Source organism: Bacillus cereus (genome assembly GCF_025917685.1).
GTDB lineage: Bacteria > Bacillota > Bacilli > Bacillales > Bacillaceae_G > Bacillus_A > Bacillus_A cereus_AT.
The window spans coordinates 2,690,137-2,708,985 of sequence record NZ_CP089518.1 but is presented as its reverse complement, the minus strand read 5'-3'; the positions used below and the strand labels follow the sequence as shown (position 1 = coordinate 2,708,985).

Genomic DNA, 18,849 nt, shown 5'->3' with positions numbered 1-18,849 from the left:
TAATTCGAAAAGTGGATGGGGTGAAAATATGAATTGGCATGAACGTTTATTAGAAATGGATGATTTACCAATTATTTTAGAGTGGTATAATGACGAAGAATTACATAACATAGCGGACGTGAGACCATTCAAACGATATACAATAGAAGAACTTCGAAAGTATTGGACAGAAAAACTGTCTCGATCTTATGCAAGTTATCATGTGATCGTAGTAGAGGATGAAGTAATAGGGAGAGTTGGATTAAAAAAGAAGAGAAATGACGATATATATGTGATGGAGTACTCAATCTTGATTGGCGTCTCAAATTTATACTCAAAAGGGCTCGGAACAGAGATTACAAATTATTTTATCACTAAATCATTTTTAGACCCTGATATAAAAGCGGTTGTATTGCAAGTTAGGGAAGATAATAAGAGGGCAATGCGATGCTATGAGAAAGCTGGGTTCAAAAAAACTGAATCGTATGTAGAAAATCAGCTGAAAATGTATGAGATGCAAAGAGTTAAGGAGTGCAAAATAGTATAGAAATTAAAAAAATAGGAGCACTTCTACTCCTATTTTTTACGGCTTCACATCTAAATTTTGTAAAAATAATGTTGCTGTCACATAACGTTTCGCTAACATTTGTACATATGCGGTATGTACAGATAGTGTAGCGATAATAATAGCGTTACGAATTGCTTCGCGTTGTTCGTTATTTATTTGATCGAACTTGCTTGCGATTTTATCCGCTTTTTCTTTTACAATGTTTTCAATTGTATGAATGGTATCTGTAGCATTTAGTTGTATGCAATTCCCTTGATTTAGTTCTTCAAATAAAGAGGAATAAGCTACATATAAATGAACAGGGTTAATTAAATCATCACTTCGATCGGCCGGGTCATTAACGATGAGTCGTAATAGTTTACGAATAGATTCAAAATCAAGCGCTGTTTTTAAATCTTCAACAATAAATAATAAGGCTGCCTGTTCGATTGAGTATTTCTTCCCTTTTTGAGGGGAGCCAATCATTTCTTTTATATCTCGTTTCACCCAGTTTTGCATAGCAGTTACAGAGAAACTTGTGTTTTCAATCTGATTACCAAGCGCAACTATTTCATTTAAAGAAAAACCGACATCCGTATCATCGATTTTAATTAATTTTTCAAAAATAGGTGAAAGTGCGGTTGTAATAAAAGCTGTAACGCTTTGTCCGCTTTCAATATCTTTTTTATGTGACTTTGCCCAAGCTTCTTGTAAAATGCTAAGAGGCTTTTTCGTATTCCATCCTCTAAGTGATAGAAGGAGCGTTGCCATTTCGTTTCGTGTGAGATGAAATGTTTCCATCTTTTCACCTCCAAAATTATAAAAAGTTCTTATGAACTTATAATATGTTTTGTTTCATTTAAAGTCAATTCCGTTTTGCTTAATTTTTCCTTTGTCATGAAATTGTCGTAAGTAAATAATACTTGCATATTTCGACAAAAGTTCATATAATAAGTTCATAAGAACCTTTAAAATGGTTTTAAAACAAATCTATCATTCTAAATTTACAAGAAAGGTAGATTTCACATATATCTATATAAAAGGAGAATGGATATAATATGTTGAAAAAACTTGTAGCAGTAATGACAGCATTCATGGTTATCTTTGGGGCTAGTAGCTTTATGTTCGTAAATCATGCGGAAGCGAAAAGTTACAAATCTGGTAAAAAATCATATACACCAAGTTCTGGTCAAAAGTCAAAAGTTGATTTAAACAAAAAAGATTCTAATGTAAATTCACAAAAAACGACAACAGATTCAAAAACAAAAGCAACAAACACAGCACCAAAAAGTAATAAAGGAAGCTTTATGAAAGGCTTATTACTAGGTGGTCTTGGTGGCTTACTAATGGGTAGCTTATTTGCAAATATGGGAGCTCTTGGCTCTGTATTAGCGTTTATGGTAAATATGTTAGTAATGGCTGGTATCGTAATGTTAGCAGTTCGTGCATTTAAATACTTCAAAGATCAACGTAAGAAGAAAGAAGATGAAGTAGCATGGAAACAATAAAAATTTCTGAACAAGAGCTTATAAATGCACTTTGTGTATATATCGCTGAAAAAAGACAAGTTGGTCCAGAAGAAGTTTCAGTTGAACTAATGTATGATGATGACTACGGTTTCTCTGCAGAAGTAGAGGTAAATGGTCGCCAGCAAATTTTAATTCAAGCAAACTTAATCGAAGCGCTACGCTTACTACTTGATCGAGAATACAACGTTAATTCATTTGCTGCAAGATTGCAACTTGAATTAGATGATGAAGAAGGCATTTACGCATTAGCGAAATTTAATAATAATGAACAATAAAACTGTTAGAGCTGTATGCTCTAACAGTTTTTTATTTGGATTAATATTGCTGGTATGTTTCTTCTTTTAGAATAAAATCCAGTATTCCATGTGTCTTCAATTTAGTATTTGCATCATTTTAACTATCTACACCAAAGTTGGCTATCCAAATAAATAATAATTTTGACATAAAACGACTTTTATTTATTCATTCGACTAATTACGACAAATGAATCGCAACTATATTTGATATGATAGTTCAGAAATCTTATATTTTATTATTCAAAGCGAGGTAGAAGAATGATGGTGTGAATTTAGCTGAATTTGCTCATAAGGCTTCTGGTAAAAAAGAAGTGTGTATATCGAGAAGATTAGAAAAGTTCGAAAAAGGAGAACGGAACATGGAAACACAAACTTACAAGTATCCTAGACAAAAGATTAATGGGATTTGGCTAATAATTGCTGGAGCAGCAATGTTCTTACTTTTAATAAAACATAACGGATATCCAAATGTGTGGCCTTTTATTATTGTTTATATATTAGGAATGATATGGCAATTGAGCCCTAAAACTAGGAGGCGATTAGCGGTTGGTTCTGGAACACCGGAACAAAAAAAGTGGGCTGATTTTTCAATAATTATATTGGCTATTTTAGTTTTTCTCGCTTTTCATTTTGGTGGTGATGATTATAGAAGTTGTTGGCTACTAATTCTTTTAGCAGTAGGTATTCATTTTATACCGTTTATTCCAGTACATGGGCAGATGATGTTTTTGCTGTCCATTATTTTAATAATCAATGCATCCATAGGATTAATCATTACTAACGTAAATCTAGATGTCTTTTTTGTAGTGGATGGTTTAATAAAAATTTTATTTGGTGTAATTTTTATTAGGTTAAGTCCTATTGATTTTTAAAATATAGTTGATAAAAATTTTAGAAAAGAAGGCATAGTAATGAAATTCTTTATGTTAGCTATTAGTGTAGGATTAATATTTTTTGTTCATTATATAACGAAACAGATGTTTAAATACGAAATAAATTACTCAAGTTCAAAAAAACGCTTTTTAATAAACCTTTTGCAATTTGTTAGATTTGCACCATTAATTGTATTACTTGTAATATACATACTGGTTTTAACAACTTTGCATACGAAAACAGGTATTCGACTATCTCATGCATGGTATGCTGCGCAATTTTGGGCTTATTATACGTTTTTGTATTGTATTTATATGATAACTAGGAAAAAACTGCTTCTGTTTTCCATGGTTATAGCCTTAATAATGGCCATTTATTACACTCCGTTGTTCCACTTTGAAAAACAATTTATAGGATTGTATGTAATTGTCGCTGATGTTTGCGGAATTATAATGTTTATAAATTTATGGATGTCGATATCGAAAGTTTTAGTCGGAATGAAAAATAGGTAATTTTGGTTTCTATAATTGACGTAACAGAAATACTAGATGTAGTACAAAAATTATAAAAAAGGCGGTGGAAATGAATCCACCGTTTTTTTATATGCTAATTTTTCCCGATTTCATTTGTTGATTTTCTTCAAATGATTGAAAATCACGCCAAATTTCATTCATCTTCCGTCTACCAACATCAACCATTGGATTAAACTGAATCGCAGCTTTCTGACGTACAGTGTGAACATTTTGAATTGCTTGTTGTAAATGTTTTTCAACCGGATTAGATGTTTTATTAGCTTGTTTTACGATTGAATATCCAGCGACAGTCCCTTGTGCCATCGCGATTTTCCCGCTTTCAATTCCGGTAATATTTCCAGCTACAAATAAACCGGGAAGAGGGGTTTCCATTTCTTCTGAATGAAGTGGAACATGTCCGCCTAATTCCGGAATGTAATGGAATGGGCATCCCGCTACAGCGGCAAGCTCAGCAAGAGGATACAAACCTCCGGCAATACAAACGAAGTCAGCCTCATATATCTTTTCTGAGCCATTAATAACATTTCCGTTAGAATCAGTATTAGCTACACGCACACCCTCAACTTGATCTGTACCGATAATTTCAAGTGCAGCTTTCCGGAGATGAAGTGGTGTCCCGTTTATTTTCATTCCGTTATTTGGATAGAAGGTTAATCCAGCTTTTCGAATCCAATCATATTTCATAAAACGACTACCTATACGCAGCAAAGCAGAAGGAGCGAGGTGAGCCGCATTTAAAAGAGAGTTCAAAACTTCTTCTGGTTCACCAGCCTTTTGGCTTAAATCACTCTTTTCGGGAAGTACAATATGATCCACATTAATTCCAGCTAACTGTAGTTCATTTAAAATAGCGAATGACAAAATGTTAGCGCCAATAATGATTCCTTTTTTTCCAACTTGCACGCGATGAACATTCGTCATAACTTGAGCTGCTCCAATTGACATAACCCCTGGAAGTGTCCAGCCAGGAATGGGAATAGAATACTCAGCGGCACCAGTAGCAATGAGTACGAACGATGCTTCTAATGTACCGATATTTGTATGTATGAGCCAAGAGTTCTCATCTTTTTCTAAATTAAAGACAGAAACACCGCACCGAATATCGACTGAAAGTGATTTTGCTTCTTCGTGAAGGCGTTTGGATTCTTCTATGCCGTTCCACCATTCTCCAGTAGGCTCTTGATGCAATTGTCCTAACAATCTCCCGCCAGGCTTCATAAATTCATCAATAACAAGTACGTTAAGTCCAAAATGGGCACAAGAGATAGACGCTGATAATCCTGCTGGTCCTGCGCCAATAATAATTACATCTATCATTGCTTTTTCACCATCTCTCTCACGATATTTGGATGCTGTTTTCCACTTTCAACAACCATATTGTCTTCTACAACAGTTAAGCACGCTCTTACGTTCGTTTGATTATTTACTGTCACGCGGCATTCTGAACAATGTCCGATATTACAATAAATACCTCGTGGTGTCCCGCTATCTTCATGGACCCTTAAAGTTCGTATTCCGTTTGCTAGCAGGGCAGCAGCTATAGTTTCGTGTTCATAAGCTTCGTATTGTTGACCGTTAAATTGAAAAGTGATGCGTTCACTATTATTTAAACTACCTAAAATAGGGTGATTTGTAATTCTACTCATTTACTTTCACCTACCGCTCCAAAAGTAACCGCACGCACGGGTGGTTGATATTTTAAAGGTATTTCATTAGGAGTTATGTCAGGGTTTGCATTTTCAATCATTCGATCTATCATCATTCTACATGTGCGGCCACCGCAAAATCCCATGCCAGCACGTGTTCTTAGTTTTAATTCTCTTGCCGAGCATTTATATTCAGCAATTGTCGATTGAAGTTGTCCGTATGTAACTTCTTCACAACGACAAACAATTAAGTTCTCTTTATTCGTCATATGTATTCCTCCTCTAGTTCGGTTTGCACAAATTATTATGCAAAAACTATGCCAATATAGAGGAGAAGAGGGGGTATCCCGCTATTTGCTGGGCAGTAAGACCCCACCTCAAAATTCAGTGAAAGCAAAGAAGTTAGGTGGGGGTCGGGCTGCCCGTAAAGCCCGATTGGTGAGAGCTAATAATCAAGTGGGGATGAACAAAACCCCCACTGATTAAAGTTTCACTTTATTGTAACCCCAGTCTTTTTAAACGGTTATATAAAGTGGCCCTCGTTACGCCAAGTTGTTTCGCACATTCTAATTTATTACCATCTAAAATGCGTAAAGCTCGCTCAATGACCTTTTTCTCGTGCTCATCCATTTCTTCTTGTAAAGAAAGAATCGTATTATTGTTGCTAAGTAATAGGGATTGAGCTGCATGATTGTCTAAAGTTTCATTTGTATGAAATGGTAAATATTCTTGTTTAATAATACCATCTGTCGCAAATACGACGAGTCTTTCAACTACGTTGCGGAGCTCGCGAATATTACCAGGCCAATTGTAATGAAGTAGTTCATGCATAATATTTGAAGGTAAGTCTCGAATTGGTCTGTTATAGTTTATTGAAAAATCGTTTAAGAATGAGTATGTTAATTCGATAATATCCTCTCGTCTTTCGCGTAGTGGCGGAATATGCAAGCTAACTACATTTAAGCGATAGTATAAATCTTCTCGGAAAGTTCCTTTTCTCATTTCTTCTTGTAAATCACGATTTGTAGCAGCGATAATACGGAAATCAATATTTATTTCTTTTTCTCCACCAACTCGGTAATACTTTCGTTCTTGCAGTACACGCAAAAGTTTCACTTGCATATCGAGAGGCATTTCGCCTATTTCATCAAGGAATAAAGTACCGCCTTGTGCGAGCTCAATTTTCCCTTTCTTCCCTTTACTATTTGCACCAGAAAACGCCCCGCGCTCGTAACCGAATAATTCACTTTCAAATAACGCTTCTGGGATTGCACCGCAGTTGATCGAAATGAAAGGGGCATTTGCTGTCTCACTTGCTTCATGAATTGCTTTCGCAAATACTTCTTTTCCAACACCGCTTTCGCCAAGTATTAAAACCGTTGATTTTACCGAACAAACCTTTCTTGCTAATTGAATGGTTCTTTGTATAACAGGACTTTTTCCATTCATCGCAAGGAAAGGATCGGATGTATCTTTATATTTTGCTACTTCTTGTTCCAATCGGTGCATTTCATGCGACATATTAAATAATTTTTCATTCAAAGCGACTTGATTTGTAACATCAGTTTCGGAAACGACTGCTCCTATAATTTCCTCGTTGTAATAAACTGGATTTGAGTTAATTAATACGAACAAATCTGGTCGAGGTTGATGGAACTGAGCGATTATACTTTTTCCGTCATGTAATGATTGTAAAATTTCTAAATCTTTATAATCAAAAAAGCGAGTGATTGGTTGTCCGATAATTTCATTATGGTTGACTGAAAAAATCTTTTCGGCGCCATCCGTCCAAGTACGGACGCATTCTTTATCATCGATGACTGTAACAGAAGAATCAGTTGTTTGAATAACAGTATTATAAAAAGCTTGTAGTTCATTGTAATACTTATAAAGAAAAGGAATCGTTCGCTGAGCAGTTATACAGCATATAGGTTCTTGAGTTTCGTTTATAATAACGACCGCTGAATAGCTAGAAAAGGCTTCGATTAAAGCATTGAAAGAGTCATTTTCATATATAACTGCACAACTCCATTTTTCAGTAGATGAATGGATGTAATAAAATTTGCCACCTACTTGTTTCATGTACTTAAACATACTTGTACGATCGATTGATAAAATTTTTATAAACTCTTTTATTGTTGGAAATGAAAATGTCATAATGCCCTCCTGTTATGTATAAAAATTTAGACAGTGATAAAAAAATAATACACCTATTTACGATAAATTTAAAATATTTTTACAAATAAAAATTATTTTATATAAATAGTTCAGCATGTAGAATTGGCACACCAATTGCATAAATAGAAAGTGAGAGATTTAGGAGAAAGGGGGGTGCTATGTGAGACACTGTGACGTTTTAATAATAGGCGGTGGTATTATAGGCTGCTCTATCGCGTATTACACATCAAAATACGGAAGAAACGTAACAATCATTGAAAAAGGAGAATTTGTCAGTGGGACGTCTTCACGGTGTGATGGGAACATTTTGGCTATTGATAAAGACCCAGGTTTTGATAGTCAAATGTCGTTAGTAAGTCAAAATTTAGTAACTGAATTAAGTGTAGAGTTGGAGCACTCATTTGAATATAGAGCGCCAGGAAGTATTCTCGTTTGTGAATCAGACGAAGAGATGGAGGCAGCACAGCAATGGGTGAATCGTCAAAAAGAAGCTGGTTTACCGTTTCGAATGCTTGATCGGCAAGATATAAGAGAAGAATCGCCATTTTTTGCGGATGATTTATTAGGTGGTTTAGAATGCGCAACGGATTCGACTGTAAATCCATATCTTCTTGCTTTTTCACTTCTTGCAGAATCGAAGAAATTTGGTACGAAAGCTTTTAATCATACAGAAGTAAAAGAAATGAAAAGAGATACAGACGGTTCCTTTATTGTAGAAACGACAAATGGGACGTTTACTGCGAAGCAAGTGGTGAACGCAGCCGGTGTGTGGGCTCCTAAAATTGGACAGATGTTAGATGTCAATATCCCAATTGAACCGAGAAAGGGGCATATTATTGTAGCTTCCAGGCAACAACACGTTGGCTGCCGTAAAGTAATGGAATTTGGTTATTTAATTTCTAAATTTGGCGGAAAACGAAAAGTGGATGCTTTAACTGAGAAATACGGGGTAGCTCTTGTATTTGAACCGACAGAAAGCCAAAATTTTTTAATTGGTAGTAGTCGAGAGTTTGTAGGGTTTCATACGAGGATAAATAACGAGGTTATTAAATGTATTGCAAATAGAGCAATTCGTTTTTATCCGAAAATGGCAGATATGATGGTGATTCGTTCATATGCTGGATTACGCCCGTGGACAGAAGATCATTTGCCAATCATTTCAGGAGTGGAACATATTCCGAACTACTTTATAGCAGCAGGACATGAAGGCGATGGAATTAGTCTTGCGGCAGTTACTGGGAAAGTGATTGAGGAGTTATTAAATGAAAAAGAAACAATCATTCCTATTGAACCACTTCGTTTGAGTCGTTTTACAGAAAGGGTGTTAAATGGATGAGGTCACAGAAAGTCTTTACGACGATTGATACACATACGGGCGGGAATCCAACGAGGACATTAATTAGCGGACTTCCTAAGTTAATTGGAGAGACGATGGCAGAGAAGATGTTACATATGAAAAAGGAGTATGACTGGATTCGCAAATTGTTAATGAATGAGCCACGTGGTCATGATGTAATGTCAGGAGCACTATTAACAGATCCGTGTCATCCTGAAGCTGATATAGGTGTTATATACATAGAGACAGGTGGATATTTACCGATGTGTGGCCACGATACAATCGGTGTATGTACAGCTTTAGTTGAATCAGGTTTAATTCCAGTAATTGAACCGGTTACTTCTTTAAAGCTAGATACACCAGCTGGCTTAGTTGAAGTAGATATTTCTGTTCAAGATGGAAAAGCGAAAGAAGTCTCCTTCTGTAACATACCAGCTTTTTTACTGAAAAATATTTCTGTGCACGTCGAAGAAATTGGAACTGTAGAGGCGGATATTGCGTATGGAGGGAATTTTTATGCCATTATCGATGCGAAATCAGTAGGTTTAGAGTTAATACCAGAAAAAGCATCTACAATCATTGATAAGGCGATTCATATTAGAAATACAATTAATGAGAAGTTTGAAATCATTCATCCAGAGTATTCGTTTATAAGAGGATTAACACATGTTGAATTTTATACAGATCCTACTCATGAAAGTGCGCATGTGAAAAATACAGTTGTTGTTCCGCCAGGAGGAATTGATCGATCTCCATGTGGCACAGGAACATCAGCGAAGTTAGCTGTATTATACGCTCATAAAAAAATTGATATCGATGAAGAATTTGTTCATGAGAGTATTGTAGGTTCTTTATTTAAAGGGTGTGTTATGAATACAACATATGTAGAAAATATTGAAGCTGTAGTAACGAAAATTACGGGATCAGCTTGGCTTATGGGTATGCATAGATTTTTTTACAATGAAAAGGATCCACTTAAAGATGGCTTCTTGCTAATTCCGCCGATGGAACATGAAACGGAGGATGTAAAATGAACATTCAAAAAATGTATACAGCAGTAGATGTGCACGTAGCTGGCGAAGCATTTCGTGTAATAAAGGACGTACCATGCAAATACTACTACAGTTTAGAACATTTAAATGAACAATTTTCAGGCGAATTAGCAGAAGAAATGCAGCTTTTATTAAATGAACCACGTGGTTTTATTGGGTTAAATGGATGTATTGTCGTTCCTTCTATTCATAAAGAAGTTGATGCAGCTGTATTATTTTTTAATCATGAAGGATCTATTCCTCTTCATTATGGAGGTATTGTTGCGGTAATAACGATGTTACTAGAAAGTGGATATTTAAAAAAGAGAGAGTCTAATCAATACAAAATTGAAACACTATCTGGAATATTTTCAGTCCATGCCTATGTAGAGAATGATGAAGTTATTTCGGTGTCGTTTGAAAGTAAACTATGTTATATGATTGAGAAAAATTTAAAGGCTGGTAATATAAGTTACTCTCTCATACAGGCAGATAAAGTATATGCAGTTGTAGAAAAGGATACGTATTCGCCAGAAATCAGTATTGAAAACATCTCTAAATTAAAAAAATGGGGTGAAGCTACACTTCAAGCTATACAAACACAGTCATTAATAAAAAGACTTATTTTAGTAGATTCTATGCAAAAAGAAAAGAACCATATAAAGTCGATTACATTTCATGAAGATAACTTTATAGTGCGTTCACCAGGTTTTGTTTCTACTATTGTGTCTTATGTTCATGCTTTATTTAAAAATGAATATATAGCGGATAAAGCTTTTAAAAATGAAAGTATTTTTAATAGCTTTATAACAGTGGAACAAGTGAAGAAAGAAGAGCTAGGATACATTTTCCGTTTTGAAAGTAGAGGGTTTATTACAGGCATGCAGACGTTTCTATTAGACCCTACAGATCCGTTTCCAACAGGATTTCTATTAAAATAAAATGTTAAAGGGAGAGATAAAGATGCAAAATATTAAAGGGGCATTTCCAGTATTAATAACACCAATGGATGAGTTTCAAGAGATTGATTGGAAAGGTGTAAAGCAAAACGTAAACTACTTTATTGAGAAAAAAGTAGCTGGAATTATTATTAATGGAAGTACGGGAGAATTTGTTAGTTTATCAAAAGAAGAACGATTTAACATGGTAGAAACAGTATTAAAAGAAGTTGATGGCCGTATTCCAGTCATTGTTGGAACTGCTGCGGAGACGACGAAAGAAACGATTGAATATACGAAACATGCAGAAGCGCACGGAGCGGATTGTGCATTAATTATAAACTCTTACTATTGTAAACCGAAGGAAGAGGAAATCTATTTTCATTTTAAAGAAATCTCAAACGCTGTAAATATACCAATAATGTTATACAATAACCCATTTACTTCTGGTGTTGATATGAGTACAGAGCTAATGCTCCGTATTGGAAAAGAGTGTGAAAATGTTACACATATTAAAGAATCTAGCGGAGATATTCGAAAAGCGAGAGATTTAGTAAGACAAGGCGAAGGTGCTTTTCAAGTTTTCTGTGGGTCTGAAGATTTAGTTATGGAATCTTATTTAGTTGGTGCAACGGGATGGGTTTCAGTGGCTGGAAATATCGTTCCAGGTCTCGTTACGAAAATGTATGAGCATTTTCAAAATGGTGAATTAGAAAAAGCATGGGAAATAAACGATGCTATTTTACCTCTTTGTGAGTTTCTTGAAGGGTCTGGGAAATATGTACAAATCGTTAAACGTTCAATGGAATTACACGGGCAAGTCGGAGGGCCTTCACGTTATCCGAGATTAGGATTAACTGAAGAAGAAGATCAAAAACTTCAAACGATATTATCCGAAATCGCAGCTCATGTAGCTGTTTAAATAAGGAGGAGAGCATATATGTTAACGACAAACATTGAGCTGAAACCAAAAGTGAAAGCGTTTTTAAATGAAGAAGTCAAAATGTTTATTAATGGAGAATTTGTTCCTTCTATTAGCGGGAAGACGTTTGAAACATACAATCCAGCAACAGAAGATGTTCTAGCTGTCGTATGTGAAGCACAAGAAGAAGATATTGATGTCGCAGTAAAGGCGGCAAGATTGGCTTTTGAATCAGGCCCTTGGGCAGAAATGACTACTGCTGAAAGAGCGCATCTTATCTATAAATTAGCAGACTTAATTGAAGAACATAGAGAAGAATTAGCACAGCTTGAGGCTTTAGATAATGGGAAGCCATATCAAGTAGCACTTGATGATGATATTTCAGCGACTGTAGAAAATTATCGTTATTACGCGGGATGGGCTACAAAAATTATCGGGCAAACCATTCCGATTTCAAAAGATTATTTAAATTACACACGCCATGAACCAGTTGGTGTTGTTGGTCAAATTATTCCGTGGAATTTTCCGCTCGTTATGTCTTCTTGGAAAATGGGTGCCGCTCTTGCGACAGGTTGTACGATTGTACTAAAACCTGCAGAGCAAACGCCTTTATCTTTATTATATACAGCGAAGCTATTTAAAGAAGCTGGTTTTCCAAGTGGTGTCGTAAACTTTGTACCAGGTTTCGGCCAAGAAGCAGGAGCTGCAATTGTAAACCATCATGATATTGATAAAGTAGCTTTCACAGGTTCCACAGTTACAGGGAAATATATTATGCGTCAATCTGCAGAGACAATTAAACATGTAACTTTAGAACTTGGTGGTAAGTCACCAAATATCATTTTAGAAGACGCTGATTTAGAAGAAGCGATTAACGGTGCATTCCAAGGCATTATGTACAATCATGGTCAAAATTGTAGTGCAGGATCCCGTGTATTTGTTCATCGGAAGCATTATGAAACTGTAGTAGAAGAGCTTGTAAAAAGGGCAAATAATATTAAACTTGGAGCCGGGATGGAAACAGATACAGAAATGGGTCCACTCGTATCTAAAAAACAACAAGAGCGTGTGCTAAATTACATTGCACAAGGAAGAGCTGAAGGTGCTACTGTTGCAGCTGGTGGTGAGCGTGCATTTGAAAAAGGTTATTTTGTTCAGCCGACAGTATTCACAAATGTTACGGATGATATGACAATTGTTAAGGAAGAAATCTTTGGACCAGTTGTCGTTGTACTTCCATTTGATTCGACAGAAGAAGTAATTGAAAGAGCAAACCGCTCTTCATATGGGCTTGCTGCTGGGGTATGGACACAAAATATTAAAACTGGACATCAAGTTGCTAATAGATTAAAGGCAGGAACAGTGTGGATTAATGATTATAACTTAGAAAATGCAGCGGCACCATTTGGTGGATATAAACAATCAGGTATTGGACGTGAGTTAGGTTCATATGCACTTGATAATTATACAGAAGTGAAAAGTGTTTGGGTAAATATAAAGTGAAACGCTATTCAGTGAGGAGTTTTACTGCCTGCAAATAGTGGGATAATAAAATGATGTAATATAGTAAGAGATGCGGACAACTGGAAGGTATGAAAAAGGTTGTCCGTTTTCTTATATATAAAATTGCTTTTTCAAAAGAATTATAAGGGGGATTTGGATGGAGCAGTTAGTAGAATGGTTAGTAGGGCAAGTATGGAGTATTGGTTTAGTTGTTTTCGCATTAGGAGCAGGAGTGTATTTTACAATTGCCACTCGTTTTTTACAAATTCGTTATTTTAAAGAGATGATTAAACTATTATTTGAAGGGAAGAGCTCGGAGACGGGAATATCATCCTTTCAAGCGTTCTGTTTAGCCTTATCAGGTAGGGTTGGAATAGGTAATATCGCAGGGGTAGCGACAGCTATCGCTTTTGGCGGGCCTGGAGCTGTATTTTGGATGTGGATAATGGCTTTGCTAGGGGCCGCTAGTGCGTTCGTTGAATCAACATTATCTCAAGTGTATAAGAGTAAAGTAGGGAATGAATATCGCGGCGGTACACCATATTTTATTGAAAAAGGTTTAAAAATGAAATGGTTTGCAGTCATTGTAGCGGTCGTTGTAACACTTTCATATGGCGTTTTATTACCAGGTATTCAATCTAGTAGTATCGCAGTTGGATTTGAAAATTCTAATGGTATTAGCAAATATATAACTGGTATATTATTAGTTATATTATTAGCAGCGATCATTTTTGGTGGCGTAAAGAGAATTGCCGGCGTTTCGCAAATGCTTGTTCCATTTATGGCAATTGGTTATGTAATTGTTACATGTATCGTATTAATTGCGAATGTAACGGAAATTCCAAGTATGTTTGCATTAATTTTCTCTAGTGCTTTTGGTGTAAATGAAATGTTTGGCGGAATCGTCGGTGCAGCAATTGCATGGGGAGTAAAGCGTGCTGTATTTTCAAACGTCGCTGGTGTTGGAGAAGCGACGTATAGCTCCGCGGCTGCTGAAGTATCGCATCCTGCAAAACAAGGGTTAGTTCAAGCGTTTTCTGTATATATCGATACAATTGTTGTATGTACAGCGACAGCGCTTATGATCTTAATAACAGGTATGTATAATGTAATACCTGAAGGGAAAAGCGCTATTGTAAAGAATATAGAAAATGTAGATGCAGGTCCAATTTATACACAACAAGCAGTTGAAACTGTTATGACAGGATTTGGTCCAATATTTATTTCAATCGCAATCTTCTTCTTCGCATTTACAACTTTACTCGCTTACTACTATATCGCTGAAACGACGCTTACTTATTTAGATCGTGACCTCAAATATAGCTGGTTAAAACCAGTATTGAAAATTGGGTTTTTAATTATGGTTTATATCGGTAGCGTAGAATCAGCGTCGCTATTATGGAACCTTGGAGATTTAGGAATCGGTAGTATGGCATGGTTAAACTTAATCGCGATTCTACTATTAAGTAAAATCGCATTAAAAGTGTTAAAAGATTATGAAGCACAGAAAAAAGAAGGGAAAGATCCAGTGTTTGACCCTAAAAATGTGGGAATTGAAGGTTTAACATTTTGGGAAGAAAAAAGTAAAGAAGTTGAAAGAAAAAACTCTACTGAAAAAGTAACAGTGGATGATAGTGTAAAATTTTAGAGTTTAAAAACTGAAAATTCAATCTTTTTTAGTGGGTAAATTCTATTTAACTGCAAAGAAACGACTTTAATGTAAGAGTGTGCAGCAAAATTAAAATCTTTAAATATAAAAAGTCTCTCCTTAAAATTAAATGAAAAGGGGAGACCTTTTATCCCGCATTAACGGGCAGTAAGCCCCCCGCTTTAAAATTCAGCGAAAGCAAAGAAGTTAGATGGGGGATCAACCGCCTGTAAAAGCCCGATTGGTTCAACTAATAATCAGTGGGGGATGAACAAAACCCCCACTGATTAAAGTTTCACTTTATTGTATTCTAATCTTTTCGAAATAGTTTTAACTGTTTCATATAGTCAATGGCCTTTGTTTTGTTTTTTTGTTTACATACATATTCGAATTCATTCTTATCTCTATAATAACTATTCATTATGTCTGCTGTAAGACTTCCGTTGGACATAGCTTTTATAATTGCGCAGTGTGATTCATTTGTATGAGTGCAGTTAGAAAATTTACATCCCTTAGATATCTCCTCGATATCTGCATAGCCAAGATCAAAGTTATCCTCATGATTTATTAAGTCAAATCCTATTTTACTAATAATTAACCCCTCCACTTTTCAATGAGTTCTTTAGAATTACACATACAAATTCTAGCGTTTTCAAGTTGTATGTAATTTAATATTCCATATTTTTATAAATCGATTTCTCTACGTCAGGAAGAACTCTGTATATACTCTTACCGATTAATGATTCTAATTCATTCTTAATTGTGTAGAAACCTTTCCAATGTAAAGAGGAATGAGAGGTTGTTCCATGTCGTAAACCAACTGAAATCAATCTTTTTTCAAGAGTAGTAAAGCCTTCCGCATCAGCAAGTGCGTCACAAAGGGTAATCACCTTATTGTATAAGTCGTAGTCACTGTTTTCATTCAATATTTCAATTAATCTGCTTTCCATATAATCAGGAACAAGGCCCCACTCTGCCGCGATATCTAAATGCTCATTTTTGCAAGGAAATGAATGCGTCACACATATAATGGCGTTTCCTGTATACCCTAAATTATTCATATACATATAACCATCATAGGAATGAATAACAGATTTAGTAAAACCTTTATATCTTCCTATATCATGCAGGAGGGCAGCGTTGTATGCTATGTCAGTATCTAGATCGTACCCATTATTAATAAGTTCAGCAACTATCTTTTCAGTGGCAAGGGCAACATTACATGAATGTTCGAACCACGGACCTGGGTTTTGTTCATATGCCCACTGGAGTAATTCTCTTGCATATGTCCTATCTAATATATATTTCATATAGGTATCCTTTCTCTAAAAAATTATATATTTAATAATTTCATCTTAGAATTTAATTTTTCCTTCTTTAAAATTTGTTACACTGAAACAAAAGGGGGAAAAGTAATGCGAAATTTAGTAATTGAAGAAATTAAGCAACTAGAAAATGATATTGAAGAGCTTTCTAAACTATTGAAAACTGTAGTAGATGATGGGGCATCAATTGGTTTTTTACCTCCACTTGAACAAAAAGAAGCAACAAATTATTGGCAAACTGTATTAGAACCAGAAGTGATATTGTATGTTGCTAAAATAAACAATGAAGTGGCAGGAAGTGTTCAATTACATTTAGTTACAAAGCCAAACGGAATCCATAGAGCTGAAATTTGTAAGTTAATGACTCATCCCAACTTTAGACGTAACGGCATCGGACGTTCACTTATGAAAAAAGCAGAGGAGCGAGCAAAGCAAGAAAATAGGTCTCTTTTAGTGTTAGATACTAGAGAAGGAGATCCTTCAAATAAATTGTACACATCATTAGACTATCGAGAAGTTGGAAAAATACCGGAATATGCAATTTCTCCAAATGGTGAGCTAGATGCAACGGTAATTTATTATAAAATGATTTAGTTTTTTTATTTGAAAAGAGGGATGATTTCAAACAATGTTTGATACAACCATGTATAATAGTGTTTTTCTTTTGACCTTTTACCTTCATCTGGAATGTTTAATTTAAAGGGACAGTCTGTAGAGAGTTTTAACAGTTTTTTTAGATTTTGATTTTGAAGTCATTTGGTGAATATTAAAATGTTAATCTAAAAAATGGAGGTTGTTGTGATGTTGAAACTGTTTCAATATAACTGGCAAGTTCGTGATGATTGGTTTACATTGTGCGAAGATATGTCGGCTGAAGAACTATTAAAGAAACGGGTTGGTGGATTTGGTAGCATCCTACATACCCTATTTCACATTGTAGATGTGGAATATATGTGGATCTTAGGTTTGCGAGGTGAACCAGTGCCTGAGGAGCCATTGTTTGAAGATTATGCTAGCTTGCAAAAAGTGAAAAATCTTTCGGATCAATACCACGAGAAAGTGAAGCAATTTGTGACATCTTGGACAAATGAAATGGATTCTCGGAAACTTTCAAAAACTGATTTCAATGAAGAGCCGATAAGCTCTAGAGACGCCCCAATCAGGCGCCGAGTCATTGAATGTACACACGGAGAGATAATACGTCATGTCATTGTCCATGAAATCCACCATATCGGCCAGTTATCTATATGGGCACGTGAAATAGGAAAGGAGCCTGTTTCCGCAAATCTGAGAGGAAGAGGGCTATTCGATAATTAGAATGCCTTTGCCAATTTCGCATTTAACAACTTAGTGCAAGTACCACCTTTATTTTAACGAAAAGATAACTTTTGACCATCTAAATTATTTTAGATGGTCTTTTTTTGTGAAAACGATGAAAAATATAGAAGAAACTGCAATTATTTATAAAAAAATGTGCCTAAAATATTGTCATATTTGCTTCTTTAAGATATCCTTTTCATGAAGAGGTGGAAAACATGGAAAAAGTACTAGTTTTCGGGCATAAAAACCCAGATACAGATGCAATTTGTTCTGCGATTGCTTATGCAGAATTGAAAAAAGAATTAGGAATGAATGCTGAGCCTGTACGTTTAGGCGAAATCAGCGGTGAAACTCAATTTGCGTTAGACTATTTTAAAGTAGAAGGACCGCGTTTTGTTGAGACAGTTGCAAGCGAAGTGGACAATGTTATTTTAGTTGACCATAACGAGCGTCAACAAAGTGCTAACGATATCGAATCTGTTCGTGTGTTAGAAGTTATTGACCATCACCGTATTGCTAACTTTGAAACAAGCGATCCTATATACTACCGTTGTGAGCCAGTTGGTTGTACAGCTACAATCTTAAACAAAATGTACAAAGAAAATGGTGTTGCAATTCGTAAAGAAGTTGCAGGCTTAATGTTATCTGCAATCATTTCAGATTCTTTACTATTCAAATCTCCAACTTGCACAGAACAAGACGTAGCAGCAGCTCGCGAATTAGCGGAAATCGCTGATGTAGATGCAGATAATTACGGCTTAGAAATGTTAAAAGCTGGTGCTGACTTAAGCGGAAAAACAATGGAGCAATTAATCTCCCTTGACGCTAAAGAATTCCAAATGGGTAACGCGAAAGTTGAAATCGCACAAGTAAACGCTGTTGATACAAACGATGTTCTTGTACACCAAGCGGAACTTGAAAAAGTTATCTCTACAGTAGTAGAAGAAAAAGGTTTAGACCTATTCTTATTCGTTGTAACTGATATCTTAACTAACGATTCTGTCGGTCTTGCGATCGGTAAAGCAGCAAACGTTGTTGAGAAAGCATACAACGTATCTCTAGAAAACAACACTGCTACTTTAAAAGGTGTTGTATCACGTAAAAAACAAATCGTTCCTGTATTAACAGAAGCATTCCAAGCTTAATATTATTGAGTATGGATAAACAGAAAGGACAAGTAGTCGGATTGGCTGCTTGTCTTTTTTTATCTCTAAAAAACAGAAAATTTTAATTTTAAAATAGGAG

Annotated in this window: 21 protein-coding genes; 14 read left to right on the top strand and 7 right to left on the bottom strand. The window is 35.5% G+C overall.

What is annotated here, in order from left to right:
* Positions 1-28 precede the first annotated feature (28 nt).
* Entirely contained in the window at positions 29-526 is a 498-nt protein-coding gene (locus tag LUS72_RS14050; protein WP_264446609.1) for a GNAT family N-acetyltransferase, read from the top strand.
* 36 nt (positions 527-562) lie between these two features.
* Here the strand turns inward: LUS72_RS14050 and LUS72_RS14045 are convergent, their stop codons facing one another.
* Positions 563-1,327: a DUF1836 domain-containing protein gene (locus LUS72_RS14045; RefSeq protein WP_071772772.1), complete on the bottom strand. Its 765-nt coding sequence runs from the start codon at positions 1,325-1,327 to the stop codon at positions 563-565.
* Positions 1,328-1,584: 257 nt separating this feature from the next.
* Between LUS72_RS14045 and LUS72_RS14040 the strand changes: the two genes are divergently transcribed.
* The 4 genes from LUS72_RS14040 (at position 1,585) to LUS72_RS14025 (ending at position 3,736) form a co-directional block, all read left to right on the top strand.
* Entirely contained in the window at positions 1,585-2,034 is a 450-nt protein-coding gene (locus tag LUS72_RS14040; protein ID WP_097829422.1) for a hypothetical protein, read from the top strand.
* Positions 2,022-2,330, top strand: a complete 309-nt coding sequence (locus tag LUS72_RS14035) for a YxcD family protein (RefSeq protein WP_000447767.1) — start codon at positions 2,022-2,024, stop codon at positions 2,328-2,330. Before LUS72_RS14040 ends, LUS72_RS14035 begins: the two co-directional genes overlap by 13 nt.
* A 380-nt stretch (positions 2,331-2,710) precedes the next feature.
* The gene (locus LUS72_RS14030) at positions 2,711-3,223 is read left to right on the top strand and encodes a DUF6609 family protein (RefSeq protein WP_264449063.1); all 513 of its coding nucleotides are present in this window, start codon (positions 2,711-2,713) and stop codon (positions 3,221-3,223) included.
* 39 nt (positions 3,224-3,262) lie between these two features.
* Positions 3,263-3,736: a hypothetical protein gene (locus tag LUS72_RS14025; RefSeq protein WP_264446598.1), complete on the top strand. Its 474-nt coding sequence runs from the start codon at positions 3,263-3,265 to the stop codon at positions 3,734-3,736.
* 87 nt (positions 3,737-3,823) lie between these two features.
* Here LUS72_RS14025 and LUS72_RS14020 read toward each other — a convergent pair whose 3' ends face one another.
* From LUS72_RS14020 to LUS72_RS14005, 4 genes are all read right to left on the bottom strand, one after another.
* Entirely contained in the window at positions 3,824-5,074 is a 1,251-nt protein-coding gene (locus tag LUS72_RS14020; RefSeq protein ID WP_264446596.1) for an NAD(P)/FAD-dependent oxidoreductase, read from the bottom strand.
* Positions 5,071-5,403 (bottom strand): (2Fe-2S)-binding protein, encoded by a 333-nt coding sequence (locus LUS72_RS14015; RefSeq protein ID WP_097829420.1) that lies wholly within the window; start codon positions 5,401-5,403, stop codon positions 5,071-5,073. Before LUS72_RS14015 ends, LUS72_RS14020 begins: the two co-directional genes overlap by 4 nt.
* The gene (locus LUS72_RS14010) at positions 5,400-5,672 is read right to left on the bottom strand and encodes a (2Fe-2S)-binding protein (protein WP_071746196.1); all 273 of its coding nucleotides are present in this window, start codon (positions 5,670-5,672) and stop codon (positions 5,400-5,402) included. Before LUS72_RS14010 ends, LUS72_RS14015 begins: the two co-directional genes overlap by 4 nt.
* Before the next feature lie 226 nt (positions 5,673-5,898).
* A complete protein-coding gene (locus LUS72_RS14005) occupies positions 5,899-7,560 on the bottom strand; it encodes a sigma-54 interaction domain-containing protein (RefSeq protein ID WP_071772766.1) in 1,662 nt (553 codons plus the stop codon).
* 181 nt (positions 7,561-7,741) lie between these two features.
* Here LUS72_RS14005 and LUS72_RS14000 point away from each other — a divergent pair, with 181 nt between their 5' ends.
* The 6 genes from LUS72_RS14000 (at position 7,742) to LUS72_RS13975 (ending at position 14,959) form a co-directional block, all read left to right on the top strand.
* The gene (locus LUS72_RS14000) at positions 7,742-8,917 is read left to right on the top strand and encodes an NAD(P)/FAD-dependent oxidoreductase (protein ID WP_097829418.1); all 1,176 of its coding nucleotides are present in this window, start codon (positions 7,742-7,744) and stop codon (positions 8,915-8,917) included.
* Positions 8,914-9,951 (top strand): proline racemase family protein, encoded by a 1,038-nt coding sequence (locus LUS72_RS13995; protein ID WP_264446589.1) that lies wholly within the window; start codon positions 8,914-8,916, stop codon positions 9,949-9,951. Before LUS72_RS14000 ends, LUS72_RS13995 begins: the two co-directional genes overlap by 4 nt.
* Positions 9,948-10,889 (top strand): proline racemase family protein, encoded by a 942-nt coding sequence (locus LUS72_RS13990; protein WP_264446587.1) that lies wholly within the window; start codon positions 9,948-9,950, stop codon positions 10,887-10,889. Before LUS72_RS13995 ends, LUS72_RS13990 begins: the two co-directional genes overlap by 4 nt.
* A 22-nt stretch (positions 10,890-10,911) precedes the next feature.
* Positions 10,912-11,808 carry a 4-hydroxy-tetrahydrodipicolinate synthase gene (dapA, locus tag LUS72_RS13985; RefSeq protein ID WP_071772762.1) on the top strand — a complete coding sequence of 299 codons (897 nt, stop codon included), beginning with the start codon at positions 10,912-10,914 and terminating at the stop codon, positions 11,806-11,808.
* An 18-nt stretch (positions 11,809-11,826) separates the two neighbouring features.
* Positions 11,827-13,311, top strand: coding sequence for an aldehyde dehydrogenase family protein (locus LUS72_RS13980; RefSeq protein ID WP_071772761.1), 1,485 nt, complete (start codon positions 11,827-11,829; stop codon positions 13,309-13,311).
* Between the two features lie 157 nt (positions 13,312-13,468).
* On the top strand, positions 13,469-14,959 hold the full coding sequence (locus LUS72_RS13975) for an alanine/glycine:cation symporter family protein (RefSeq protein ID WP_097829415.1): 1,491 nt from the start codon (positions 13,469-13,471) through the stop codon (positions 14,957-14,959).
* A gap of 310 nt (positions 14,960-15,269) precedes the next feature.
* Here LUS72_RS13975 and LUS72_RS13970 read toward each other — a convergent pair whose 3' ends face one another.
* Positions 15,270-15,566: a P-loop NTPase family protein gene (locus tag LUS72_RS13970; protein WP_097829414.1), complete on the bottom strand. Its 297-nt coding sequence runs from the start codon at positions 15,564-15,566 to the stop codon at positions 15,270-15,272.
* Between the two features lie 61 nt (positions 15,567-15,627).
* Positions 15,628-16,269, bottom strand: a complete 642-nt coding sequence (locus LUS72_RS13965; protein ID WP_097829413.1) for an HD domain-containing protein — start codon at positions 16,267-16,269, stop codon at positions 15,628-15,630.
* 105 nt (positions 16,270-16,374) lie between these two features.
* Between LUS72_RS13965 and LUS72_RS13960 the strand changes: the two genes are divergently transcribed.
* The 3 genes from LUS72_RS13960 (at position 16,375) to ppaC (ending at position 18,749) form a co-directional block, all read left to right on the top strand.
* Positions 16,375-16,878 carry a GNAT family N-acetyltransferase gene (locus LUS72_RS13960; RefSeq protein WP_097829412.1) on the top strand — a complete coding sequence of 168 codons (504 nt, stop codon included), beginning with the start codon at positions 16,375-16,377 and terminating at the stop codon, positions 16,876-16,878.
* 207 nt (positions 16,879-17,085) lie between these two features.
* Positions 17,086-17,601 carry a DinB family protein gene (locus LUS72_RS13955; RefSeq protein WP_097829411.1) on the top strand — a complete coding sequence of 172 codons (516 nt, stop codon included), beginning with the start codon at positions 17,086-17,088 and terminating at the stop codon, positions 17,599-17,601.
* A gap of 218 nt (positions 17,602-17,819) precedes the next feature.
* On the top strand, positions 17,820-18,749 hold the full coding sequence (ppaC, locus tag LUS72_RS13950) for a manganese-dependent inorganic pyrophosphatase (RefSeq protein ID WP_071772756.1): 930 nt from the start codon (positions 17,820-17,822) through the stop codon (positions 18,747-18,749).
* The last annotated feature ends 100 nt before the right edge of the window (positions 18,750-18,849 follow it).

Excerpts from the sequence above, each read along its gene's own strand:
- LUS72_RS14050 (WP_264446609.1), top strand. The coding sequence starts at position 29 with ATGAATTGGCATGAACGTTTATTAGAAATGGATGATTTACCAATTATT.
- LUS72_RS14045 (WP_071772772.1), bottom strand. The coding sequence starts at position 1,327 with ATGGAAACATTTCATCTCACACGAAACGAAATGGCAACGCTCCTTCTA.
- LUS72_RS14040 (WP_097829422.1), top strand. The coding sequence starts at position 1,585 with ATGTTGAAAAAACTTGTAGCAGTAATGACAGCATTCATGGTTATCTTT.
- LUS72_RS14035 (WP_000447767.1), top strand. The coding sequence starts at position 2,022 with ATGGAAACAATAAAAATTTCTGAACAAGAGCTTATAAATGCACTTTGT.
- LUS72_RS14030 (WP_264449063.1), top strand. The coding sequence starts at position 2,711 with ATGGAAACACAAACTTACAAGTATCCTAGACAAAAGATTAATGGGATT.
- LUS72_RS14025 (WP_264446598.1), top strand. The coding sequence starts at position 3,263 with ATGAAATTCTTTATGTTAGCTATTAGTGTAGGATTAATATTTTTTGTT.
- LUS72_RS14020 (WP_264446596.1), bottom strand. The coding sequence starts at position 5,074 with ATGATAGATGTAATTATTATTGGCGCAGGACCAGCAGGATTATCAGCG.
- LUS72_RS14015 (WP_097829420.1), bottom strand. The coding sequence starts at position 5,403 with ATGAGTAGAATTACAAATCACCCTATTTTAGGTAGTTTAAATAATAGT.
- LUS72_RS14010 (WP_071746196.1), bottom strand. The coding sequence starts at position 5,672 with ATGACGAATAAAGAGAACTTAATTGTTTGTCGTTGTGAAGAAGTTACA.
- LUS72_RS14005 (WP_071772766.1), bottom strand. The coding sequence starts at position 7,560 with ATGACATTTTCATTTCCAACAATAAAAGAGTTTATAAAAATTTTATCA.
- LUS72_RS13995 (WP_264446589.1), top strand. The coding sequence starts at position 8,914 with ATGAGGTCACAGAAAGTCTTTACGACGATTGATACACATACGGGCGGG.
- LUS72_RS13990 (WP_264446587.1), top strand. The coding sequence starts at position 9,948 with ATGAACATTCAAAAAATGTATACAGCAGTAGATGTGCACGTAGCTGGC.
- dapA (WP_071772762.1), top strand. The coding sequence starts at position 10,912 with ATGCAAAATATTAAAGGGGCATTTCCAGTATTAATAACACCAATGGAT.
- LUS72_RS13980 (WP_071772761.1), top strand. The coding sequence starts at position 11,827 with ATGTTAACGACAAACATTGAGCTGAAACCAAAAGTGAAAGCGTTTTTA.
- LUS72_RS13975 (WP_097829415.1), top strand. The coding sequence starts at position 13,469 with ATGGAGCAGTTAGTAGAATGGTTAGTAGGGCAAGTATGGAGTATTGGT.
- LUS72_RS13965 (WP_097829413.1), bottom strand. The coding sequence starts at position 16,269 with ATGAAATATATATTAGATAGGACATATGCAAGAGAATTACTCCAGTGG.
- LUS72_RS13960 (WP_097829412.1), top strand. The coding sequence starts at position 16,375 with ATGCGAAATTTAGTAATTGAAGAAATTAAGCAACTAGAAAATGATATT.
- LUS72_RS13955 (WP_097829411.1), top strand. The coding sequence starts at position 17,086 with ATGTTGAAACTGTTTCAATATAACTGGCAAGTTCGTGATGATTGGTTT.
- ppaC (WP_071772756.1), top strand. The coding sequence starts at position 17,820 with ATGGAAAAAGTACTAGTTTTCGGGCATAAAAACCCAGATACAGATGCA.